Origin of the sequence: Paenarthrobacter sp. A20 (assembly GCF_024168825.1) — a bacterium.
In the GTDB taxonomy this organism is placed as follows: Bacteria; Actinomycetota; Actinomycetes; order Actinomycetales; family Micrococcaceae; genus Arthrobacter.
On record NZ_JALJWH010000001.1, the window covers coordinates 646,569 to 669,829 of the forward strand.

19 protein-coding genes are annotated in these 23,261 nt (G+C 63.7%); 11 read left to right on the top strand and 8 right to left on the bottom strand.

Annotation, left to right across the window (positions count from 1 at the left end; genetic code table 11):
* The first annotated feature begins 5 nt into the window (after positions 1-5).
* Both J3D46_RS03125 and J3D46_RS03130 read left to right on the top strand, forming a co-directional pair.
* A complete protein-coding gene (locus tag J3D46_RS03125; RefSeq protein ID WP_253465032.1) occupies positions 6-1,406 on the top strand; it encodes a glutamate decarboxylase in 1,401 nt (466 codons plus the stop codon).
* 20 nt (positions 1,407-1,426) lie between these two features.
* A complete protein-coding gene (locus J3D46_RS03130; protein ID WP_231343051.1) occupies positions 1,427-2,293 on the top strand; it encodes a class II glutamine amidotransferase in 867 nt (288 codons plus the stop codon).
* Positions 2,294-2,377: 84 nt separating this feature from the next.
* Here the strand turns inward: J3D46_RS03130 and J3D46_RS03135 are convergent, their stop codons facing one another.
* The gene (locus J3D46_RS03135) at positions 2,378-3,760 is read right to left on the bottom strand and encodes an MFS transporter (protein ID WP_374110831.1); all 1,383 of its coding nucleotides are present in this window, start codon (positions 3,758-3,760) and stop codon (positions 2,378-2,380) included.
* A gap of 154 nt (positions 3,761-3,914) precedes the next feature.
* Between J3D46_RS03135 and J3D46_RS03140 the strand changes: the two genes are divergently transcribed.
* Positions 3,915-4,793: a helix-turn-helix transcriptional regulator gene (locus tag J3D46_RS03140; protein ID WP_253465037.1), complete on the top strand. Its 879-nt coding sequence runs from the start codon at positions 3,915-3,917 to the stop codon at positions 4,791-4,793.
* Between the two features lie 107 nt (positions 4,794-4,900).
* Entirely contained in the window at positions 4,901-6,880 is a 1,980-nt protein-coding gene (locus J3D46_RS03145) for an HNH endonuclease signature motif containing protein (RefSeq protein WP_253465041.1), read from the top strand.
* 94 nt (positions 6,881-6,974) lie between these two features.
* Here J3D46_RS03145 and J3D46_RS03150 read toward each other — a convergent pair whose 3' ends face one another.
* Positions 6,975-8,162: a 4-hydroxybenzoate 3-monooxygenase gene (locus J3D46_RS03150; RefSeq protein WP_231342276.1), complete on the bottom strand. Its 1,188-nt coding sequence runs from the start codon at positions 8,160-8,162 to the stop codon at positions 6,975-6,977.
* Between the two features lie 118 nt (positions 8,163-8,280).
* Positions 8,281-9,021 carry an IclR family transcriptional regulator gene (locus tag J3D46_RS03155; RefSeq protein ID WP_231342274.1) on the bottom strand — a complete coding sequence of 247 codons (741 nt, stop codon included), beginning with the start codon at positions 9,019-9,021 and terminating at the stop codon, positions 8,281-8,283.
* 148 nt (positions 9,022-9,169) lie between these two features.
* On the opposite strand from J3D46_RS03155, the gene J3D46_RS03160 reads away from it, so the two are divergent.
* Complete coding sequence (locus tag J3D46_RS03160; RefSeq protein WP_231342271.1) at positions 9,170-10,438, top strand: aromatic acid/H+ symport family MFS transporter; 1,269 nt, start codon at positions 9,170-9,172, stop codon at positions 10,436-10,438.
* Here J3D46_RS03160 and J3D46_RS03165 read toward each other — a convergent pair.
* The 3 genes from J3D46_RS03165 to J3D46_RS03175 all read right to left on the bottom strand — a co-directional run bounded on the left by J3D46_RS03165 (position 10,435) and on the right by J3D46_RS03175 (position 12,419).
* Positions 10,435-10,860 (bottom strand): Hpt domain-containing protein, encoded by a 426-nt coding sequence (locus tag J3D46_RS03165; RefSeq protein ID WP_231342269.1) that lies wholly within the window; start codon positions 10,858-10,860, stop codon positions 10,435-10,437. The two genes, J3D46_RS03160 and J3D46_RS03165, sit on opposite strands and share 4 nt — an antisense overlap.
* Positions 10,853-11,596, bottom strand: a complete 744-nt coding sequence (locus J3D46_RS03170; protein ID WP_253465044.1) for a signal peptidase I — start codon at positions 11,594-11,596, stop codon at positions 10,853-10,855. The genes J3D46_RS03165 and J3D46_RS03170 overlap by 8 nt, the downstream gene beginning before the upstream one ends.
* Positions 11,597-11,813: 217 nt before the next feature.
* On the bottom strand, positions 11,814-12,419 hold the full coding sequence (locus tag J3D46_RS03175) for a TasA family protein (RefSeq protein WP_253465047.1): 606 nt from the start codon (positions 12,417-12,419) through the stop codon (positions 11,814-11,816).
* A gap of 215 nt (positions 12,420-12,634) precedes the next feature.
* On the opposite strand from J3D46_RS03175, the gene J3D46_RS03180 reads away from it, so the two are divergent.
* Complete coding sequence (locus J3D46_RS03180; RefSeq protein WP_253465050.1) at positions 12,635-13,390, top strand: ZIP family metal transporter; 756 nt, start codon at positions 12,635-12,637, stop codon at positions 13,388-13,390.
* A gap of 18 nt (positions 13,391-13,408) precedes the next feature.
* Here J3D46_RS03180 and J3D46_RS03185 read toward each other — a convergent pair whose 3' ends face one another.
* Positions 13,409-14,644 carry a hypothetical protein gene (locus tag J3D46_RS03185; RefSeq protein WP_253465053.1) on the bottom strand — a complete coding sequence of 412 codons (1,236 nt, stop codon included), beginning with the start codon at positions 14,642-14,644 and terminating at the stop codon, positions 13,409-13,411.
* A 295-nt stretch (positions 14,645-14,939) separates the two neighbouring features.
* Here J3D46_RS03185 and J3D46_RS03190 point away from each other — a divergent pair, with 295 nt between their 5' ends.
* From J3D46_RS03190 to cls, 3 genes are read left to right on the top strand one after another with little or no spacing between them, the layout of a single operon-like run.
* Complete coding sequence (locus J3D46_RS03190; RefSeq protein ID WP_253465056.1) at positions 14,940-15,317, top strand: SHOCT domain-containing protein; 378 nt, start codon at positions 14,940-14,942, stop codon at positions 15,315-15,317.
* A gap of 44 nt (positions 15,318-15,361) precedes the next feature.
* Positions 15,362-16,426 (top strand): AI-2E family transporter, encoded by a 1,065-nt coding sequence (locus tag J3D46_RS03195; protein WP_253465059.1) that lies wholly within the window; start codon positions 15,362-15,364, stop codon positions 16,424-16,426.
* Positions 16,427-16,432: 6 nt separating this feature from the next.
* Positions 16,433-17,899 (top strand): cardiolipin synthase, encoded by a 1,467-nt coding sequence (gene cls, locus J3D46_RS03200; RefSeq protein ID WP_253465061.1) that lies wholly within the window; start codon positions 16,433-16,435, stop codon positions 17,897-17,899.
* Between the two features lie 52 nt (positions 17,900-17,951).
* On the opposite strand, the gene J3D46_RS03205 is transcribed toward cls, so the two are convergent.
* Positions 17,952-18,548 (bottom strand): DedA family protein, encoded by a 597-nt coding sequence (locus J3D46_RS03205; RefSeq protein WP_231342247.1) that lies wholly within the window; start codon positions 18,546-18,548, stop codon positions 17,952-17,954.
* A gap of 128 nt (positions 18,549-18,676) precedes the next feature.
* Between J3D46_RS03205 and J3D46_RS03210 the strand changes: the two genes are divergently transcribed.
* Both J3D46_RS03210 and J3D46_RS03215 read left to right on the top strand, forming a co-directional pair.
* On the top strand, positions 18,677-21,313 hold the full coding sequence (locus tag J3D46_RS03210; protein WP_253465063.1) for a LuxR C-terminal-related transcriptional regulator: 2,637 nt from the start codon (positions 18,677-18,679) through the stop codon (positions 21,311-21,313).
* Positions 21,314-21,429: 116 nt separating this feature from the next.
* Positions 21,430-23,235 carry an SLC13 family permease gene (locus J3D46_RS03215; protein ID WP_253465065.1) on the top strand — a complete coding sequence of 602 codons (1,806 nt, stop codon included), beginning with the start codon at positions 21,430-21,432 and terminating at the stop codon, positions 23,233-23,235.
* Positions 23,236-23,261: the final 26 nt, after the last annotated feature.

Genomic DNA, 23,261 nt, shown 5'->3' on the forward strand with positions numbered 1-23,261 from the left:
GGCCCATGAGCAGATCCCACCGAGCGTCACACCACCAACCGGACACCGCCGTCGAACTCAACCCCCTGTTCAGCAGGCCCGGTGAATCCACTATCTTTCCCCGCTTCACCCTGCCGGACGGCGAATCCCTGCCGGGCACCGCGTACCAGGTAGTCCACGACGAAGCCATGCTGGACGGGAACTCCCGGCTGAACCTGGCGACGTTCGTCGGGACGTGGATGGAAGCGGAAGCAGCGAAGCTCTACGCCGAGACGTTCGACAAGAACATGATCGACAAAGACGAGTACCCCCAAACGGCGCTCATCGAAACCCGGTGCTGGCGGATGCTGGCGGATTTGTGGAACGCCCCCGACCCCGAGAAGAGCATCGGCACCTCCACCATCGGGTCCTCCGAAGCCTGCATGCTGGGCGGCTTGGCCTTGAAGCGACGCTGGCAACATGCCCGGCGGGCCGCAGGTGAGTCCACGGAGAAGCCCAACCTCGTCCTGAGCTCGGCGGTCCAGGTGTGTTGGGAGAAGTTCTGCAATTACTGGGACGTGGAGCCTCGTTTCGTCCCGGTCTCCACCGAACATCCCACGCTGGACGGCCACGACCTGGACCAGTACGTGGATGCGAACACCATCGGCGTTGTGGCCATCCTGGGCGTGACCTACACCGGCTTGTACGAACCGGTGGAGCTGATCTCCAATGCGTTGGACGACATCCAGGCACGCCGCGGCCTGGATGTCCCGATCCACGTGGACGGCGCTTCCGGAGCGATGGTGGCCCCGTTCCTGCAACCCGAAACCGTATGGGATTTCCGGCTCCCGCGCGTAGCCTCGATCAACACCTCCGGCCACAAATACGGACTGGTGTATCCCGGCCTCGGATGGGTGGTGTGGCGGGACGCAGCGGCACTCCCCGAGGACCTGATCTTCCACGTCAGCTACCTCGGCGGGGACATGCCAACTTTTGCGCTGAACTTCTCACGGCCCGGCGCCCAGGTCCTGCTGCAGTATTACCTCTTCCTCCGTCTCGGGTTTGCCGGCTACAGGTCCGTCCAAGCGACGTCCCGCGATGTCGCGCTGTACCTGTCCAGCGAGATCGGAGCCATGGATGCGTTCACCCTCTGGAGCGATGGTTCCGACATCCCTGTGTTCGCGTGGCAGCTCACCGACGGCCACACGGAGCACTGGAACCTCCACCATCTATCCGAGCGCCTGCGCATGAATGGGTGGCTTGTTCCGGCCTATCCCTTGCCTGATGGTTTGAGCGACGTAACGGTCCAGAGGATCGTGGTCCGCAACGGTTTCACACGCGATCTCGCGTCCAGTTTCCTGGCCGACCTCACGAAGGAAGTGGACTACCTCGACAGCCTCACTGCACCGATGCCCACGGACAAGCAGGCCGAGGGCTTCCACCACTGACTCTTGGAAGGGAGACCTCCATGTGCCGACTCTTCGGACTCCACGCCGGTCCATGGCCGGTCCGCGCCACGTTCTGGCTCCTGGACGCCCCGGACAGCCTGTCCGTTCAGAGCCGGCGGGAGCCTGACGGTGCCGGCATAGGAACCTTTGATGCGGCAGGCAAGGCGCATGTGGCCAAGCAGCCTCTGGCCGCGTGGGAGGATCACGCCTTCGCCCGCGAAGCGCGTGACCTGAAGAGCACCACCTTCCTTGCCCATGTGCGGTACGCCAGCACCGGTGCGCTCACCATGGTCAACACGCATCCGTTCGAGCAGGATGGGCGACTGTTTGCGCACAACGGTGTTCTCCACGGGCTCGAGCAACTCGATCAGCGCCTCACCGAACTCGGGGTGATGGACCTGGTGCTGGGTCAGTCTGACAGCGAGCGCCTGTTCGCGCTCATCACGGCTGAAACCCGCCGCGCCGGTGGGGACGTCGGCGCGGGCATCACCCACGCCATCGGCTGGATCGCCGAGGCACTGCCGGTGTTCAGCCTCAACTTCATCCTGACCACGGCAACGGACATGTGGGCGCTGAGATACCCGGCCACACATGCGTTGTATGTGCTTGAACGGAACCCTGCCGCGCCGGATCCGGCAGCACCACTCGAGGCCCGAAGCAAGCGGATCCATTCGCGAAGCACCGAGCTGTCCCGATCCCCGCACGTCCTTTTCGCTACCGAGCCAATGGACCACAATCCGGGCTGGCGGGCCATGGATTCCGGCGAACTGGTCCACGTGGGAGCGGATCTGGCAGTGACCTCCACGGTGCCCTTCCCGGATGCGCCTGCACAGTTGCTCAGCCTGGCCGACCTTGAACCGACCGCGGCGGCGTCGCAGCAGCCTTGACCGCGGCTTCAGATGCCGGAACCAGACGAGGTCAACGCACGACGGCGACCTGCCGCCGTCGTGCGTGTGCCGCCTTGCGTGGCGTCAGGCGGAAGCCGGCCGCTTGAGGAACCCCGCCACAGCCAGGGCTGCGGCGAGGCAGAGGGCGGCGTTGACTGCGATGGCTACCGTGATTCCGTTCAGCACACCGGACGTGTCACTCGCTGGAGAGGCCAGCAACTGGGCTGTGAAAACCGCACTCATCACCGGGATGCCCAGGGTAATCCCGATCTGCTGGCTCATGGTGGCCATCCCGGTTGCCATCCCCTGGTCGGCGTTCGGCAGCCCGGACGTGGCAGTAACCATGAAGCCAACGATGACCACGAGGTTCGCGACACCCCCAATGAATGTCGCCACCAGCAGCAGCCCGATGGAGGCAGGGTCGGCGCTGAGCATGATCAACGCGCCCGTAGCGATGGCCTGCACAACGAAGCCATGGACAATTGCCTTCTTGCTGCCGAGCCTGGCGATCACCTTTGGCCCCAGCACGCCGCCGAGGACCGTGCCCAGGCCCAGGACTGCGAAGGAAAGACCAGCACCCAGCGGGGTGTAGCCCAGGACCTGCTGCAGATACAGGGTCAACAGGAACACCAGCGACGTCTCGGTGGCGAACGCCAGGGCCCCGGCAGTGTTGCCCCACGCGATGTTTGAGCGCCGAAGGATGCTAAGCGGTACCAGTGGGTGCTGTGCCCTGTTTTCGATGCCGGCAAAGATGGCAAAGAGCACGACGGCGGCCGCAAGCGCACCGAGCGTGAGGGGATCGGTCCACGAGTGTTCGGCGGCATGGGTGAGCCCGAAGACCAAGGCCAGCAGGCCCGAGGTCACCGTGATGGCGCCGGGGACGTCAAGCCGAAGCTTGATGGTTGGCTTGCTTTCAGCGAGTACAACGGGCGCGATGAGGAGCACGGCGGCAGCCACCGGGACGTTGATGAAGAAGGCCCAACGCCAGCTGAGCAGGTCCGTCAGCAGTCCGCCCAGGATGGCGCCGCTGGTGAATCCCGCAGCCATGAGGGCGCCATTCAACCCGAGTGCCTTGTCGCGCAATGGGCCTTCGGGGAATGAAACCAACAGCAGCGAAAGGGCCGCGGGCACCACCATGGCCGTGGCAACGCCTTGGCCCACTCTTGCCAGCAGCAGTAATGCCGGTTCGGTGGCCAAGCCACCCGCCAGGGACGCGGCGCCGAGGAGTGCCATGCCGATCAGGAACACTTTCCGCCGCCCGGCCACATCGGCCACGCGCCCGAACAGCAGTGTGAGGCCGGCGGCGCACAGGGCGAATGCCGTGGCGACCCACTGGAGGTTTTCCAAGGAGAACCCCACGTCGGCGCCGATGGTGGGCAGGGCAACGTTCAGGATGGAGAAATCGACGGCGAGGGTGAAACCCGCTGTCAGGAGAACCACGAGCGCCAGCCGTTGCTTGCTGGTCATGCCCTTCGGCGTTGTTTCGGCTGAGGGATTGCGGACTTCATTGGTTGATGGCATGGGTTCAGCGTGGACGCGTTTCCGTGCGGCAACCACACCCCGCTGTGGGTACCACTGGCAGTGACAGGACAATCCCGGCCGGTGCCTGAACAATGGGGGCATGGGTACAAACAGTGAACTTGGGGAGTTCCTTCGCGTCCGCCGGGCAGCTTTGCAGCCCCAGGACGTCGGCGTCCTTAATTACGGCTTCCGGCGCGTTCCCGGTTTGCGGCGCGAGGAACTGGCCATGTTGGCCGGTGTCAGCACCACGTACTACACGCGGTTGGAGCAAGGGCTCAGCACAAATGCCTCTGAAGCAGTGATCGGTGCAATCGCGCGTGCCTTGAACCTGGATGCTGCAGAACGCGCCCATCTCTTCAACTTGGCGCGTCCTGTCAAAACCCGGCGACGGGCACCTGCCAAACCCGACAAGATCAGGGCGGGAACGCTGCGTTTGATCCAGTCCATGTCCGGCACGCCGGCCATCGTCCTGGGACGCCGCAGCGAAGTGCTGGGGTGGAATACGTTGGGACATCGGCTCCTTGCCGGCCACCTCGACTACACCGCACCTGCTGCGCCTTCAACACGTCCGAACCTGACCCGGATGTTGTTCCTCGACCAGCACACCAGGGAGCTTTATGTGCGCTGGCCGGAGGAGGCCCGCCGTGCCGTAGCGTCATTGCGACTTGTCGCAGGAAAGTCCTCCGATGACCAGGAGCTTGCTTCCCTCATTGGGGAACTTTCTTTGGGAAGCGTGGACTTCGCTACGCTCTGGGCCAAGCACCCTGTGGAGAACTGCATGTCCGGACGGAAGTACATGCAGCACCCGGAGGTGGGCTACTTGGAACTGAATTTCGAGGTGCTGACACCGCCCGACGAGTCGGGGCACCGTGTCCTCATGTACGCCGCAGAGCCAGGAACCCCTGGGGCCGAGGCGCTGCAGCTCCTCCACAACACCACTGAAGGAGTGTCAGCTGTTCACCGCGTGCAGCGGACCTGATCGCCGCCAGCGCGAGCGGCTCGCAATCACTTTTTCCACATAGCGCCGGTTTCCACATAGCGCTATTGGGAGCGAAAGATGGCCGACTGTCATGACAGGGTTTAGCCATGGGAATTATCGGGCAGATCGTGGCACGGCGGGCAAGTTCGCCGCGCGCCAATGACCTGCTGAGTCAACCGTCCCTGCGGCCTGTCGGCGGCCCCGCCCGGGCAGCGGCTTTCGAAGGCACGACGGCGGTTGGCACCGTCGCGTTGAGCTCCGAAGACGCTGGGCTGCCTGGCGGACTGGGCACGGAAACCGTGTCCTCGGAAACCGGGTCCTCGGACATAGGACCCGGTGGAGGCGTGCACTCCGCTGACGTTGCTCCGGGCTTGCGTGTCATTCCGGCGGCGGACAGCAAGCGCGTGGCTGGCTTGATTGAAGCGGGCCTGCCTTCTCCTGGAATGGCGGGCGTGTCGCTTGCGCAGGCGGATGAAGCCTTGAGGTCGCTTCGTGAATCGGCCTCGGATGAGGCTTCAGTGTTCGGCTTTGTTGAGGCTGCTGATTTTGCCGGCAAGGTCGAGGAGATTTCCCGATCGGTGGAGTACTTGCAGATCGTCGCAGCCCACGCGGTGGAACGGGCCCGGCTTGAGGCACAAAACTCCCGGCCGGGGTCCTCGGCAGCAGCGCCGGAATGGCGGACGGGCTGGACGGAAACACCCGAAGAGCCAACGAGTGGCACGGGCGCAACGGTTCCGGAGGCAACAGTTCCGGAGGCACCAGTTTCCGCTGGTGAAGCACGTTCCACCAACGCACTGTCCGTGGATGGGTCCGGGTCCGCGGCCAGTGTTTTGGATGACGGGTACCGGAACGCGGCAGAGTTCCTGCGGGCCCGGTTGCGGATCGGCATCGGCGAGGCCCGGCGCAGGCTTGCCCTCGCCGCCGAGGTCCTCCCCCAAAAGGGCATGACCGGGCAGGAAATCCCGGCCCGCCGCGGAATCCTCGCCGAGGCCCTCGGATCGGCTTTGGTGCCGTCCCGGTCCGCGACCGTCATCAGCACCGCCCTGGACAAAGTCCGGAACCTCACCGACGAAGACACCATCACCCGGATGGAACACGCCCTGACCACCACCGCGGTGGAGACCGACCCGGACTTCGTCACCACAATGACCAAACGCTGGGCCGACAGGATCGACCACGACGGCCCCGAACCCTCCGAAGAAATCCTCCACCAACTCCAAGGCGCGTTCCTCCGCCGCCGACGCCGCCACGGACTCCACCACCTCGAAATCTTCGCCACCGACGAACAAATCGAAACCCTCACCACCACCATGAACGCCGCCACCAACCCACGACTCACCAACAGCACCAGCACCAGCACCAGAACCAATAGACCAGGCACAGGCACAGGCACCAGCCCGGACCTGGACCGCCGCTCCCGGGCACAGAAACTCCTCGACGGCCTCACCGGAGCCTGCGCCCTCGCCATGACCACCGGGAAACTACCCTCCAACGGCGGACTCCGCCCCCAACTCACCGTCACCATCGACCACCGCGACCTCCTCGAACAACTCACCGGCACCGGCCACCACCAGCCCGGCACCAGGACACAAACCGGCACAGCCATAGGCGCCGCCACAGGCACAGGCACCGGCATAGGAACTGGCACCGATCGCTTGAACACAGGCACCGCCACGTTCACCGGCCCAATGCACCCGAACACCATCCGCAAAATAGCCTGCGACGCCGACATCATCCCCGTCCTGCTCGGCAGCGACTCCCGCGTCCTGGACATCGGCCGCACCACCCGGATCTTCCCACCCCACATCCGCAAAGCCATCACCGCCCGCGACCAAGGCTGCGCCTTCCCCGACTGCACCATGCCCGCACCCTGGTGCGAAGCCCACCACACCACCTACTGGACCCACGGCGGCACCACCGGAACCAACAACGGCACCCTGCTCTGCAGCCACCACCACCACCTCATCCACAAAGAACAATGGCGGATCGACATGACAACCGGGGTCCCCTGGTTCATCCCCCCACCCCACATCGACCCCCACCAAACACCCCGACGCAACCACCACCACACACCCCACAGAACATGAAGGGTCCTAGTCCCGGGCGCGCCTGAAGCAGACCCCGATCACGTAGGGATTTGGGCGCTGGCGTGCTGGTCAAGATGGCAAGCCGGTGCCGAACTTAGCGCGACGTCGGCCAGCCCGTGTACGACTCCGCGAGGTAAGCCTTGGCGTGCTCGGAAGTGACCACGGAGTGCAGCTCGCCGAGCTGGCGTGCGCGGTCGAAGTCGTCGGCCCCGGGAACGGTGTGCAGCATGGACGTCATCCAGTACGAGAAGTGCTGGGCCTTCCACACACGGTCCAGGGCGCGGTCGCTGTAGGAATCAAGAAGCGCAGTGGAGCCATTCGAGTAGAAGGAATCGAGCCCCTCGAAGAGGACTTTGACGTCGTGGATCGCCAGGTTGAGGCCCTTGGCTCCCGTGGGCGGCACTGTGTGCGCGGCGTCGCCGGCCAGGAAGAGGTTGCCGTGGCGCATGGGTGTGTGGACGAAACTGCGGAACGGGAGGACCATCTTTTCCAGGACGGGCCCCTCTTTGAGCTCAAACCCATTGCCATTGACGCGCTTCCGGAACTCCGTCCAGATGCGTTCGTCATCCCATTCGGCCACGTTTTCCTTGGGGTCGCACTGGAAATACATGCGCTGAACGGTTTCGGTGCGCTGGCTGATCAGTGCGAAGCCGTTTTCGGAGTTGGCGTAGATCAGTTCGTCGGCGCTGCGTGGGGCCTCGGCGAGGATGCCGAACCAAGCGAAGGGGTACTCGTGGAAGTACCACTTGCGGTTGGCTTCGGGAATCTGGAAGCGGCAGTGGCTGCGGGATCCGTCAGCACCCACCAGGAAGTCGGCCTGGATTTCAAAGTCCTGGCCGTCCGCGTCAGTGAACCAGACTTTCGGCTTGCCTTCGAGGTCATGCACCGTGGTGTCCGTGACGCTGTAGCGGACGTCGCCGCCGTCGGCCTCGCGTTTCGCGGCGAGATCCATGAACACGTCGGTCTGTGGGTACAGCCACACTGATTCGCCCACGAGTTCCTTGAAGTTGATGCGGTGGCTTTCGCCGTTGAACCGCAACTCGATGCCATCGTGCCGGTCGCCTTCGCGCAGTACACGATCGGACACGCCGGAATCCACCAACAGGTTCACGGTGCCGTGCTCGAGGATGCCGGCGCGGACAGTCTCCTGGATGTCCTTGCGGCTGCGGATTTCCACCACTACGGACTCGATGCCCTGCTTGGCCAGCAAATGGGAGAGCATGAGGCCTGCGGGGCCTGCGCCCATGATGGCGACTTGGGTGGTGATCGGTGTGCGTGCCATGGTTGTTCCTCGCTTCGTTGCGGATCCCGGCTTGCTCGGAAGCGGGATGAATCTGAAATCAGTGTGGCCCGCAGCGGGTGATTGGCGTTACACGCATTCCGTTGAACAGAAGTTGGATTCAGTCGCCGAGTTGTCGGCCGATTCCCCTCGCAGCTGTTTGAAGCGCCGGGACAAGCGCCTGCAACCGCATCTCCGCCAGCGGGACAACAACACCGAGGGCCGCCACAGTACGGCGCTTCCCATTCACCACGGGAACAGCGATGCCCCACGTATCCGGATCCACCACGCCCGCGAGTTGTGCGTAGCCGTGCTGGGCCGCTTCCGCCAGGAAATGACGTACGACGTCGGCAGTCACCTTTCCGGTCGGATCTTCGAATTGTTCGAGGTACTCCGCCTGCAGCTCACGCGACTGGTGGGACATCAAGGCCAGTCCCGCAGAGGAAATGTGGACCGGCATCCGCCCGGCGATCCGCGCCCTGTTGGCCACCGATCCCCTCCGGGAAAGTCGCTCCACAAAGAGCGCTTCCCAGCCATCGAGCACAGCGAGGTTCACGTTCTGGTTCAGGACCTGCTGTATGTCCTCCATAAACGGCATCGCCGCTTGGCGGAGGGCCAACGTGGGCGAATTGCGGTTGACCAGTTCCCACAACCTCAAGCCCAGGCGGACCGTCCCGCCGGCGCCAAGATCCAACAACCCATGCTCGGAGAGTTGGCGGACCAGTCGATGCGCCGAGGACAGCGGGAGCCCTGCGCGGTCGGCCAACTCCGTCAACTGCAGGGACGTCACTCCCTCCGGGAAAGCCTCGATCACCCGCACGACGCGATCCACCACGGAATCACCGGACGCAGAGTTGGCCACGACGCTCTCCTTTGTTTCCGGCACCGGTGGGCACCTTCCATTCAATGGTAGAACGTGTGCCACGCTACATCGGGCGGTGATACAACTCTCATAACCGACCGAACGTTCTTTGGTCGGGACCAACCACAAAAGAAGTGCCGAGGACGCCATGCCAACGATGCCATCTGCCCGCCGCTCCCAATGGCCTGTTTGGCTCTGTTGGCTGGCCATGGTCCTGGACGGCTTCGATCTCGTGGTCCTGGGCACCGTCATTCCCACGCTCATCAAGACCGGCGAACTTGGATTCGACGCCGTGGGAGCTACTTTCGCGGCCACTATCTCCCTGGTAGGTGTGGGTTTGGGTGCGCTCTTCATCGCGCCGCTCTCGGACAAGTTCGGCCGCCGAAGACTCTTGATCGCCTGTGTGGCAGGCTTCTCGCTGTTCACCATCGGCGTTGCCTTCGCTCCGAATGTCGCAGTCTTTTCGATTCTCCGCCTGCTTGCGGGCTTGGGGCTTGGCGCATGCCTCCCTGCCGCTTTGGCATACATGAACGACTACGCCCCGGCCGGATCAGCCGGCAAGTCCACCACCCGGACCATGACCGGGTACCACGTGGGCGCCGTGGCCACGGCCCTGCTGGCCATTTTCATCGTTCCCAACTGGCGGCTCATGTTCATCATCGGCGGCGTGGCCGGACTGGTGCTGTTGCCGTTCCTGTGGGCAAAGCTGCCCGAGTCCCTGCCCGAGGCAGCCCCGGCCAAGGCGGGCGAACCCGCGAAGGCAACCCCCGCCGTCGAGCATTCCGCCGGCACCAAACAAAAGACCGGATTCCGCGACCTCCTGCAGAAGCCGTACCCCATGGTGGCTGTTGGCATTGGCATCGCGTCGTTCATGGGGCTGCTGCTGGTCTATGGGCTGAACACGTGGCTGCCGCAGCTGATGGCAGCTGCCGGATATCCCGTGAGCACCGGACTGACTCTATTGCTGGTCCTGAACGTTGGCGCCGTGGCGGGGCTGTTCCTGGCCGGAATCCTGGCAGACAAACATGGGACCAAGAAGATCGTGCTGGTGTGGTTCGGCTTGTCAGCGGTCCTGCTGGCCATCCTCAGCGTCAAGATCCAGAACGAAATCCTCCTGAACGCGGCTGTGTTCGTCACCGGAGTCTTCGTGTTCAGCTCCCAGGTTTTGGTCTACGCCTGGGTCAGCCAGTTGTTCCCGGCCAGGCTCCGCGGAACCGCCCTGGGCTTCGCAGCAGGTGTTGGCAGGTTGGGCGCAATCGTTGGTCCTGCCGTGACGGGAACCTTGGTAGCCGCGAATATCGCCTACCCTGCCGGCTTCTACGTGTTCGCCGCCGCCGGCCTACTGGCGGTTGCCGCACTGTTCCTGGTGCCGCACGAGGTCAAAGCCGCCGATACAACCGTGCCGGCGGACCGCTAACCTTTCGGCCAAACCTGCGGGCGCTTGCATAAGGACTCCTGCGCCTTCGAGAGCAGCTGCGGCCCCGCCGCGAAGCAGCGGTCGGTGGATTTCTGAAGCTCCGGGAGCGCCTGGACTGCTGAATCGAAGTGGTCCTCGCGGATCATCGTTTCCATGGCCCGGCATTGGTTCTCTGTTTCCAAAGCTCCAACCATGGCCGAGGAAATCTTCAAGCTCAGGACCGCATCCATGCTCGCGTCGGGATCGTGCCTGCACAGGCCGTTGGAGATCCTCAGGATCCGGCCAGGCAACATGGACAGGTACGTGGAGAGGAAACGGATGGCCGGCGTGGAGTCTCCCAACTCGTCAGCCAGCGATTGCAGCCTGCACGGTTCCAGGACGGATGGCTCCGGCGCCTGGACCGGATCTGCTTCGTCAGTCACCCCTTGCTGCCTGGGGCTGTGCGGCGCCTTCCGGGGCTGACTTGTTGGGGTCCTTGGTCCAGATGGAGGCGAGCATTCCGATGACCAGGATGGCCGGTGCACCGTACATCAGGATGTTCATGACGACGGGTTCGCGGAGGGCGCGGATGGCGTTGCCGACGTAGGGGATGGTGGCGACCTGCTTGTCCACGGTTTTGCCTTCGAGGGTGGCGATCCAGGGGTCGATGCCGTTGTTGGCGTCACCTTTGGTCTGGACGGCTACGCCGCCGTCGGCGGTGGCGGTGACCTCGGTGATGCGGTGGGTCTCTACCCGCTGGTCCTCCACGGGGATGTGGTACGTGATGATGTCGCCCACTTTGACGTCCGTGATGGGTGTTGGGACGGTCACGACGACGTCGCCCGGGTTGATCAGGGGCGCCATGGAACCGGTCAGCATAGTGGAGGTCTGGTATCCGAAGACGCGCGGCCCAATCGCCAGCAGGACGAATGCCAAGGCCGCGAGAACCAGCGCGCCGATGCCGATGAACTTCACAGCCGACCCGGCAACCCGGCGGAAGGCGCCGGCTTTGGTGAACGTGGGGGCCGCTGCGGACGGCTTGACAGCGACAGACTCGGTTGCGGCGTCGACGGCGGCGGTCTCGACGACGGCGGATGCGGTCGCGGTTGCGGCGGCGGGCTTCGAGGCGGAACGCCGGCCGTGGAGAGCTGGTCCGTTGATGCTGGTGAGGGTGCTCATTGTCCTGGCGTTCCTTCCGAGTGTTGATCGTCTTCTGTAAAAGAGTCTGCGTGAGCTGGCTCAGGCTTTCCTACCGGAAATCCTCAAGTCTGGCTCAGGAAAAATACCGGCGGACCTGATCGGGCAGGGGGGCGCCCGACCAGGCCCGGCGGGGCTGGTGACCGGAGGCCCGGCCGTAAAGGGCGTAACGGCCGGCCTCCGGAGTTTCAGGTGGTGCTTACTTGGTGGTTTCGGTGCGTTGGGTGCCGGTGAAGGAGAATCCGACGGTGGAGGTGGCGCCCTGGAAGTCGTTGTTCGCGGTGGCGGGCAACGCGGTGGTGACCTTGAGGTTGTCGGTTTTGGTCGAGGTCAGGGAGGTCAGGTTGTTCAGGACCTTGTTCGCTGCGATCACGGGGCCGTTGGCCAGGACGGTGGTTTTGGTGCCGGCGCAGCTGTAGGGGGCGGCGGTGCCGGTCCAGGCGACGGAGCAGTTTTCGATGCTCAGTTGCAGGCCGTTGGTCACGTCGGTGGTGAGCAGGGAGGCGGTGGCGCCGGCGGAGGTGGTGAGGGTGACGTTGTTCAGGTCCGAGTTGCCGGTGTTGGCCAGGGTGACGAGCTTTTCGACCTTGTCGCCCGGCAGGAGGCCGGCGACGGGGACGTTCAGCGTGTTGGAGGCTCCGGTGCCCAGGGCGATGGTGACGGTTCCTGCGGTGACGGCCTGGGAGGCGGAGGTGGAGGAGGTGAACGCGCCGTAGGTGCCCATGCCGGCGACGGCGGCTGCGGTGCCGACCAGTGCGACGGAGGCGAGGATCTTGCCGGAGGTGGTCTTGAGGGTGATGGCCATCTGAATCGGTTTCCTTTCGGGTGGCCACCGTGTTCGGCCGGCCGTCTTGTCGGCCTCTCTGGCTGACAAGAACTACTGTGCCGGGCCAGGATCAAGAACCAATCCTGCAAACCCGCAACACTTCCTCAGGAAAAACTCAAGACTCACCAAAGCCCCACCAGCCCCATATGAAACACTGCATGGTGCACGTGAAGGCCAATGAGAGGGCGCAATAAATGCCGATGTGGTTGCAAGCCCTGCTATGGGGAACACTGGCCGGCGGAGCCCTTGTCCTCGGAGCCGGTATCGCTTGGCTGTGGAAAGTCCCGCCCAAGATTGTTTCCACGGTGATGGCCTTCGGCGCCGGCGTCCTGATCTCCGCCCTTGCCTTTGAACTCGTGGACGAGGCTGTCCAAGGCGGCGGATTGGTCCCCACCATCCTTGGCTTCCTCGTGGGTGCCTTGATCTTTGTGGGCTCGAACGTTCTGCTGGCGCGCGCCGGGGCCAAACATCGAAAGCGCTCCAGCGGGCCCCAACCCTCCGAGAAGGACACGCCAGGCAGCGGAACGGCCATCGCCGTCGGAGCACTGATTGACGGCATTCCCGAATCGGTGGTCCTTGGCGTCGGGCTCCTCGCCGGCGGGGCTGTGAGCCCGGCGATGCTGGCAGCCGTCTTCATCTCCAACGTCCCGGAGGGCCTTTCCAGTACAGCCGGCATGAAGAAGGCCGGACGAAGCCCCGCGTACGTTTTTGGAACATGGATCGGCATCGCAGTTTTCAGCGGACTCGCTGCCCTGATCGGCTACACCGCCTTGGAGAACGCCCCCGAGACCGTGATTGCGTTCATCACCGCCATCGCTGCAGGCGGAATCCTTGCCATGCTTGCCGACACCATGATCCCCGAGGCCTTCGAAGAGCATCACAACCTCACCGGACTCACTGCCGCTGTCGGCTTCCTGAGCGCCTTCACCATCCATCACGTCGGAGGCTAGCGCTCCCGCCCACAGCAGCTAGTGCGGAAGCAGCCCCAACAGCGGCAAGGCAGCCGCCGTCGAGACCGCCATGGCTGCCGTGTTGCCGATCACCGGATGAAAACCGGCCGGCAGCCGGGCGGAAACTGCCCTGGCGATGGGCGGCGCGAGGATCGCTCCCAGCACGGCCCCGCCGACTATCGCGCTCCACGAACCTCCGTAAGCGAGCACGGCAGCAGGGGCCACGGATACCACGGAAGCATAGGTAGCTGCCCACCCTCCGCCGCGGTACCAGCGCTGCCAGAGGACGACGCCGATTGCCGACGTCAGCGCCTGGGCGAACAGTATGTGGGGCAGCAGGTTGGAGCCATACGACGGCAACCCCGGGTTCAGCACGAACGCTGCCGCGACGCCCAGGATCATGCCTATGCTGGCGAGTTCGTTGGCGAAGAAATGCGTTTCCGTGAAGTCCTTGAGGATCCGCCGGGCGGCCCACAGGGCGTCGTTGCGGAAAGTCAGGTTAGCGCCCGACGGCGGTTGGTGCTCTCGTGCGGGTTGGTGCGGCTCCCGCAGGGCAAGCCATGGCAGCTGCCGGGCCACGATGAATGACGCGACAGAACCGACGGACATCGCGAGGACATTCGCCACGACAACGGGCAGGCCAAACGGCGTGGACACCACGGGAATGAGCAGCAACGCCAAAGGTGTGGTGGTGCTTGCTCCGAGAATCGCAGCTGTCAGGCAGGTCTTCCAACCGGGCCCATAGACAAGGACCATGGCGGGCGCGACGCAAACAAAAGGAACGAACGTTGGTTGCCACCCGTCGTCGAGCATCCAACCGAACGCCAGATTGGACAGCAACAGACTCAGCGACGCAGACGCCAGCACCCAGGGCCAGAGCCCGGTCCCATAGGTCAGCGAGCCAGCCCATCCTTCCCTCCGGCGGCCGGCAAACCACGCCAGTGCCGCCCCTGCCAGCAGGCCGAGTGCTGCGAGATCCGACGCGAAGAACAAGGGCTCGGTCATGTCTCCCAGAAACCAGCGAAAGCCAGCCATCGGCGAGTCCATGACGGCCTCCGGCCACCCGGCATAGACCGGGCCGACCCGCGGTGAGTGTTGAGCGAGGATGTGCAGGCACAGTGCAAACAGGCCGACGATAACCACCATGCCGAAAGCCCCGAGAGCGACGGCGGCCACGCTATGTTTGGGCGTTGGTTCCAGCGGTCGGATAACGGTGGGGTCGGCAGTGGTCCTGGCTATGGAAGAGTGCGTCATTGGTGGCCCTAAGCGTGCGGTGTGGCGTGGCTTTGAGCAGCGTAACGGACAGTTCACAGCCGCCTGCAACCGCGTCGTTACGGGGAATTTGTGACCGCCGGACCTTCAATTCCCCAACCCACTCCACTCACCCTTAGTAGGTGATCTTTCTGTCCAATCGCTGCGGTTCCAGCGCGGGCATAGGCAAGAGGGAGCAGCCGAATCGAAAATGGTGTTGTGGCCCCGCAGGGGAACGGGTCCCTTGCCGGATGACGACGGGCCAGCCCCGGGCCGAACGAACGATGGGAAAGACACCATGAACTTCTTGGAATCGTTGTGGAGCATCATTGTTGCTTTTTTCTTCATTGCCTATTTGATCCTCCTCTTTCAGATCATTTCCGATCTCCTCCGCGACAAGGCCCTCAACGGCGGTGTCAAAGTATTGTGGATTTTGTGCCTGTTCATCGCCCCCTTTATCTCCGCGTTGATTTACGTGATCATGCGTGGCAAGGGCATGGCTTTGCGGAGCGAAATGCGGGTCCGGGAATCTGTTGAAGAGGCCGAGAATTACATCCGTGACGTGGCCGGGGCCCCTTCGGCCACCCAGCAAATCGAAGCAGCCAAAGCGCTGCTTGCCGCTGGCGATATTACCGAGGCGGAGTACGCTCGCCTGAAGGAGATCGCTTTGTCCTGATCCGGGCTACGGTCTGCCACCCACGCACGGCCGAAAGGGACCGCATGACGCGATTGAAGGCATTCCCGTTGTTGGAAGGCGGACCGTTCCGATTCGGCCTCATAGCAGCCTTGGGCGTTCTTGTTGCCTTGGCTTTGGGCTCCGCGGTCATCACCCTGCGGTATTCGCTGACGTTGATCTTTGCAGCACTGTTCATCTCGCTGGGGCTCTACCCTTTGGTCCGCTGGCTGGAACGCCTGAAACTCTCGCGCGCCGGCGCCGTGCTTGCTGTCGCGGTTGGTTTCCTTGTGGTGGTGGCCATTCTCATCCGTTTTGTGGTTCCCATCCTGGTGGAGGAAGGCGCTGCCCTGGTCCGGTTGCTGCCATCCAGCTTCGATGCGGTGGGCGAACAGGAATGGTTCCAGGACTTTAATGGGTCGCTTGGCGGGGCACTGACCCCCTTGCTGGAATGGCTGGAAACGTCGGCCGCGGATCCGAACGTATGGCTCGCAATTGGCGGTGGCGCTGTGCAGGTGGGGTACAACGTGGTGAATGGCACCTTCGCCGTCATCTTCGTGGTGGTCCTGACGCTCTATTTCGTGGCCGGGCATGAGGTCATGAAATCCAGCCTCTACGCGCTGGTTCCGGCCTCCCGCAGGGAATCATTCGCGGATATATCCGAGACAATTATCGCTTCGGTGGGTAAATACCTGAGCGGCATGTCAATTCTCGCCCTGCTCAATGCGATCTTCACCTTCATTGTCTTATCTGTTGCCGGAGTGAGGTACGCGGCTGTTCTCGCGGTCCTGGCCTTCCCCATCACGCTCATACCGTTGGTGGGCAGCGCTATCAGCACGGCAATCATCACGGTGGTTTCACTTTTCACGTCTCCGGCTACGGCGTTGGTGGTTTTCCTTGTCATGTTGGTCTATATGCAAGTGGAGGCCTACGTCCTGACGCCACGGGTGGTGGGGAAAGCCATCAGCATCCCGGGTTCCTTGGTGCTCATCGGCGCGATGGTGGGCGGGACCCTGCTGGGGCTGCTTGGAGCGTTGATCGCCTGCCCCACCACGGCATCGATTCTGCTGATCATCAAAAAGGTGGTCATACCGCAGCAGAACGCCAAGTAGCGCAGCATGCAAGGACTACTGCACGACGCCGATGCCGTCGCCTTGATCTTGTTGGCACTCCACATTGTGCTCGGATCAATCGCCGCAGTGATGGTCTCGGCAAACCGAAGGCCGTCCTCCGCCATTGCCTGGGTGCTGGCGATCATCTTCATTCCGTACCTCGGCATGATGGCGTTCCTTCTGGTGGGCCGCGGCAAGCTCCCCAAGGCCAGGCGGGAAAAACAGCGCGCCGTCAACGAGCTCATGCTCGGACGCACCCCTGGCCTCTCAGCAGTCAGCCACAGTGACGACTGGCCCGCCTGGCTGCGCTCCGCCGTCGAACTTAATCTCAGGCTCGGCGCGCTGCCCATGGTGGGCGGCAACCGGGCCGAGTTGCTGGAGGACTACAACGGGAGCTTCGACCGCATGATCGCGGACATGGACGCCGCTGAAGAGTACGTGCATGTGGAGTTCTACATTCTTGCGTTGGACCCCACCACGGCTCCGTTCTTCGCGGCCATGGAGAGGGCGTGCAAGAGGGGCGTCACAGTCAGGGTCCTCTTCGACCACCTGGCAGCGGTGGGTGACCCCAAATACCGTGACATGCTGCAGGCTTTTGATGGGATGGGGGCCGAATGGCACGCCATGCTGCCCCTGCGCCCGTTCAAAGGACAATGGCAACGCCCGGATCTCCGCAATCACCGGAAATTGGTGGTTGTGGACGGAAGGGTGGGCTACACGGGCTCCCAAAACCTTATCGACGCTTCCTACAACAAGAAGCGGAACATCCGGCGCGGCCTTCGGTGGCACGAACTGATGGTGCGTCTGGAAGGTCCCGCGGTGCGGGAACTCAACGCGGTGTTCGTCACCGATTGGTACAGCGAGTCCGAGACCCTGCTGCCGTTGGATACCTCTCCTGTGGTCCTTGGCTCCGAGCCCGAGCTCATTGACGCCCAGGTCCTGCCCAGCGGTCCCAGCTTCGATAACGACAACAACCTCAAGCTCTACACCACCCTCATCTACAAGGCCGAGCATCGCGTCAGCATCACCAGCCCATATTTTGTGCCCGACGAAGCAATCCAGCTGGCCATCATCACCGCCGCGTCAAGGGGATTGAGCGTTGAGCTCTTCGTCTCGGAGGTGGGTGACCAAGCCATGGTCTACCACGCCCAGCGTTCCTATTATGAGGTCCTGCTGCGGGCCGGGGTCCGCATCTACCTGTACCGGGCCCCGCAGGTCCTGCACGCAAAACACTTCACCATTGACGACGACGTAGCCGTCATTGGCTCGAGCAATATGGACGTCCGCTCGTTCAGCCTCAACATGGAGGTCTCGGTGCTGGTTCACGGGCGATCCATCGTGGACCGGATGCGGGCGGTCGAAGACAGCTACCGTGCGGCAAGCACGGAGTTGCTGTTGGAGGACTGGTTGCGACGTCCTGTGGGTCACGTTGCGCTGGACAACCTTGCCCGGCTCACGTCATCCCTGCAATAACACGGGCTCCCTGCAATAACACGGGCTTCTCACATAGCACGATCGGGTTAAGTCAGTCGTCCAGCTGCAGGTACCAGGTCACGGCGGCACTGATACCCCGGCCCAGCAGCAGCGAGAACGCAATGGCAATGACCACCGCGAACTCCGTGGACAGCCCGGGCAACAGCCCGGACAGGGCACCAATGCCCACGGAATACGCTGACCACAGGATGCCCGCGGCCATCGAGTAGAGCACAAACCTGCCCCGCGGCACCGGCGTAATGGCACTGGCAACGTTCATGGTCAGGCGCCCGAGCGGGACGAACCGGGACGTCAGAACCCATGAGGCAGCGTGCTTGGACAGCCTTTCCCGGGAGGCATGCAACGCCTTCTGCGTGCGGGGGCCCTGAAGAATCCTCCAGTTGGCCATGTCCCGACGCCGGACCAGTTCATAGGCGCCCAGGTCACCTGCTACTGCTCCCGCCAGCATCGCGGCCACCAGGAGGTACCCGTTGGGAAGGTTGTCGGTTGCTGACAGGGCCCCCAAGGCCACGAACAAGGACGTCGTGGGAATGGGAGGGAAGATTGCCGAGAACGCCACAAAGATCGCCCCGAGCGGGTAGACCCACCCGGAATCGGCGGCGCTCATGATGTCTTTGAAAGCTTGCACGGTGAAACCCCTTTCCGGGCCTCGCCCAAGCGTCTCACGGCGGCCACCACAATCCTTACGCCCATTGGCCGCCGCGCGGATCGCCCTTACTGGGTGAATCCTCGATGCCCCGCCCCTACACTGAAGGAGTGGACGACCAAGGTGGTACCCGCCCGGACCTCTTGAGCCCCAAGCTGATCGCGGTGCCCAAGCCGCCTTTGGACCTGCTGGCTCGAACCCGCCTTGTGGCAAAACTCAACGCCGCACGGGACGTCGTCCTCCTGTGTGCCCCCGCCGGGTACGGCAAAACGGTACTCCTTACACAATGGCTCTCCGGGCAAACGGACGCCGTCGCCTGGGTCAACCAGGACCGGCTGGAATTCCCAGCCTTGTGGCCTGCAGTGCTTCAGGCACTGCGTCAGTGCCGCGCCATACCCCACGGTGCGCTCAGTGGATTCTCGGGAGCCGAGAGGAATGCCTCGGAAGTCATTCACGGCCTGGCTGAACAATTGGCCGCCGCGGGAACCACCATCCGCCTCGTCATCGACGGAATCGATCAATTCCCTGCGGATGAACTCAATCATTGGATGCCGGCCCTGCTGAACCACGCAGGGCCGGCCTTCCAATTGATCCTGGCCACGCGCGTCAGCACTGCCGTTGATCCAGGGCCTGCCCGGCTCAGCGGCCGGATCCTGGAACTTCACTCAAACGATCTCGCCTTCTCCTTGGACGAGATCAACTCACTCGCGGCAAGGACCATCACTTTGCTGGGAACGCAGCAACTGGGCGAGGTGTTCCGGCAGACTGCAGGCTGGCCCGCGTGCGTGGTCCTTGCGCTGCGTGCGCTCCGAGGTTCAGCCGATCCGGACATGCCTTTAGGCGACATCGCGGGCAACAACCGGGAACTCGCCGAATACCTGGGCCACGAAGTCGTCCGTACACTTTCCGGGGAAGAGCGGGACGTGCTGTCCAGTACCTGCGTGTGCCGGGTCCTGGTCGCTGCCCAAGCCAACGCCCTCGCTGGCCACCGACATGCCGGGAATGTCCTGGCCGTCCTTGGCGATGACCGTGACCTGGTGGAATCTGCGGGGAGTGGACGAAAGGTCTTTTTGGTTCGCCCCCTGATCCGCGCGTATTTCCGGGCGGAACTTGCCCGGAGGGACCCTGACGAACTCCTTCGACTGAACCGGATCGCCGCACAGTGGCACGAGCTGGCAGGTGAACCCGAAGCTGCGCTCAGGCACGCTATGGACTCAGCCGACTACGGGTTGGTCGGCGCAATCCTCGGGCGGCACGGAGCCGCACTCCTGGGCTCGGGCGGGGTCACCCTGGTCCGGCGGGCCATTGCCGTGCTGCCGGATTCCATCCTGGCGGCAAGCCCCAAGCTCTGCGTGGTTGCGGCATTGGCGCATGTGGAAAGCCGCCAGCCCACCACGGCTGCACGGTACCTGGCCGCCGCGAACCGCTATTGGGTAGACGATGCACCGCCTGATCTCCGTGAACTGCGGGCATTGGCAGAAGCCCGCCTGTCCTGGTTCAGCGGTGAATGGGAGAACCGCCACCCCACGGCCACCAGCGACTATGCCGACCTCCCTTTGTCGCGGCAGAGCGACATCCGGATTGAAGCGAGAATGGTTGCGCTCACCGCCGCTGTTGCCGAACAGAATTACGGGACTGCCGAGAACGAAGCCACGGAAGCACTGATCGAAGCCACCGAAGCAGGCAACAGCTATCTTGCCGGCAAGGTGTACCTCAAGCTGGCAGGCATCTCCTCCATGCGAGGCCAACTCCGCCGTGCCGGCGAATATCTGCGGCAGGCTGAGGAGAAACTACCCGCACACGCGTGGTCGGGGGGAGCTGGCCGGTCGGTTGGCGCCCTCATGCACGCCTCGGCCGCACTCCTGGCAGCCGAACCCGCCGCGGCCCTGAAGTTTGCGGCGGCGGGCGCTGCCGAACTTGGACAACTGGGGTCCTCCTCCAAAGGAGTCGGCGCCGCGATGCGCTCCACCTTGGAACTGGTCACCGCGTGCGCCCATCTGGATACGGGGGACAGGCGCCACTCCTTGGATGGCATGCGGCAAGCACGGCTGCGCATCGGCCAGGACCATCTGTTCGCCCAACCGATGGCAGCCTTCGTAGCGGTCATCGAACATACTGCCGCCCTTGCCTTGGGGCATGCCGAGCGGGCACGCGAGGTCCTGGAATGGGCTGAGGAGCTTATCCCGGGTACGGGCGAATTGTGCCTGCTGCGCGCCCAGGGCCCAGCCGGCATCAGCCGCTTCGATGCCGCCACGGAACGCCTCCGTCCACTGCACACCGGCGTGGTGGCGCCCCTCCTGGAATGGACGTGGCTTCACGTGAACGTCCTGGAATGCTCCATGGCCATCCGCACAGGCCGGCGGACACTTGCCGGAAAGCTCCTGGAGGACGCACTGGGCAAAGCCGAGGAACTTGGCGTGATCCGGCCCTTGGCCATCGCCCCCCAGGAGGTCATCGACCTGCTGGTGGAACGGGCGGGAGCACACGGCCCCCAAGAGGAACTCGCCAAGAAACTGTTGGCGTTGCGGTCCCCCGCCGATGCCAGGCGGGCACCGCTGCTGACTCCGCGGGAACGGGAGGTCCTCACCCTTCTTCCATCACACTTGTCGCAGGAACAGATGGCCTCGGAGCTCCATCTGTCCGTCAACACGGTCAAGACGCACATAAGGATCATCTACTCCAAGCTCGGGGCCGGATCGCGCCATGACGCTGTGGCCGCCGCCTACAAATTCGGCCACTTACCGTAGGCCGTGACCTCGGAAGACGCCCATCACTCACCCGATTGGGGTGACCCTGCGGCATTAACCCGGATCTAGTCTGAAAGCATGCTGGCAGAAGACTCGGGGATTTGCCGAAGGCACACATGACAGACGTCGTCGTCACGTTGCTGGTGCTCGTCGTGGTGATCGCCGCGTTCGTCTGGAACCGCTTGCCGGTGGAGGTCGTAGCGCTGGGAGCAGCGTTGGCCTTATACGGCACCGGCATCGTTGGCCTTGAGGACACATTCGCCGGCTTCGGGAACGGGACGGTGGTGTTGATCGCCGCGTTGTTCGTCGTGGCGGAGGCTATCGACGCCGCAGGAGTCACCACGTGGCTCGGGAGCCTGCTCATCAGGTTTTCGGGGACCAGCCGGACCCGGCTCATGGTGTTGATGATGGTCCTGACGGCCCTTTTGACGGCTCTCATCAGCGTCAATGGAGCTGTTGCGGCCTTGCTGCCCATGGTTGTCGTGCTCGCAGTCCGGCTGGGTCGCAGGCCTTCGGAGCTCCTCATGCCCATGGCTTTCGCGGCCCACGCCGGCTCCCTGCTGATACTCACCGGCTCACCGGTGAACATCCTGATCCTCAACGCGGCCCTGGACACTACGGGGACGGGGATCGGGTTCTTCGAGTTCGGGCTGGTTGGACTGCCGCTGCTCCTCGGCACCATCGGACTGGCTCTCTGGCTTGGCCCTTCCCTGCTGCCCAGCCGCACCCCCGAAGCCCTTCCCAAGGACCTGGGTTCCCACGGCAAGACCCTCATGACCCACTACCTGGGTGAGGACGGACTGAGCAGGCTCACCATTCCGTCCGGTTCAGTGCTGGTGGGCCAGCCGGTTGCCTGCATCCAGGAAGATGATGACGACGGCGGCCACCTGCACCTCATCAGCGTGCAAGGACCGGACGGCAAACAGTCCACGAACGGGACATTCGAGCCGGGCGATGAGATTGTGGTGCGTGGCGGTCAACCAATCATTGACGCCTTCGCGGCCAAGCACGGCCTCATGCAGGACGACGATGCGACCTGCGGACTCATCAGCAGCAGTTACGGCGTGGCCGAGGTGGTGGTCGCACCGCGTTCCAACCTCGTCGGCACCGAGGCGTACCCCGGCATGGTGACTGACAGCGGTGCCTTGGTGGTGCTGGCCCATCAGCATCCGGGCGAACCGGAATCCTCTGGACGCTCACGTGTTACCGCCGGTGACAGGCTCCTGTTGCAGGGGACTTGGTCTGCGCTGGACCAGCACACCCTGGACCACAATGTGCTGCTGGTGGACTCGCCGGACACCATCCGCCGCCAGACAGTCCCGTTGGGACCGCGAGCGACGCCGGCCCTCATAGTCCTCGGGGTGATGGTGGTCCTACTGGCCACCAACATTGTGCCAGCCCCCATTGCCGCACTGTTGGCCGCGCTGGCCATGGTGGTGCTGCGGGTTGTCACGGTAAAACAGGCACACCAGTCCATGGCATGGACCACCCTCATCCTGGTGGCCGGCATGATTCCGCTGTCCACGGCCATCACGTCGACGGGTACCGCTGAGATCCTCGCTGAGGGCATGGTGTCTGTAGTAGGGAACGGCGGGCACTTGCTGCTCCTTGTTGGGCTCTTCGTGGTCACCGCCGTGCTGGGTCAGCTCATCAGCAACACCGCCACCGCCTTGATCATCATCCCGATCGCCCTTTCGGTGGCCCAGGAGTCATCCATCAACCCGTACGCGGTGCTGATGTGCGTCTCGGTGGCCTCATCCGCGGCCCTGCTGACACCGGTGGCGACGCCGGCCAACATGATGATCATGCAACCGGCCGGCTACAGGTTTGGCGACTACTGGAAGTTTGGCCTGGCCATCATGGCACTGTACGCGGCCGTGGCCATCCTGCTGGTTCCCGTGTTCTGGCCACTTCAGGCCTAGCCACCAAGAAATCCCATGCAACCACC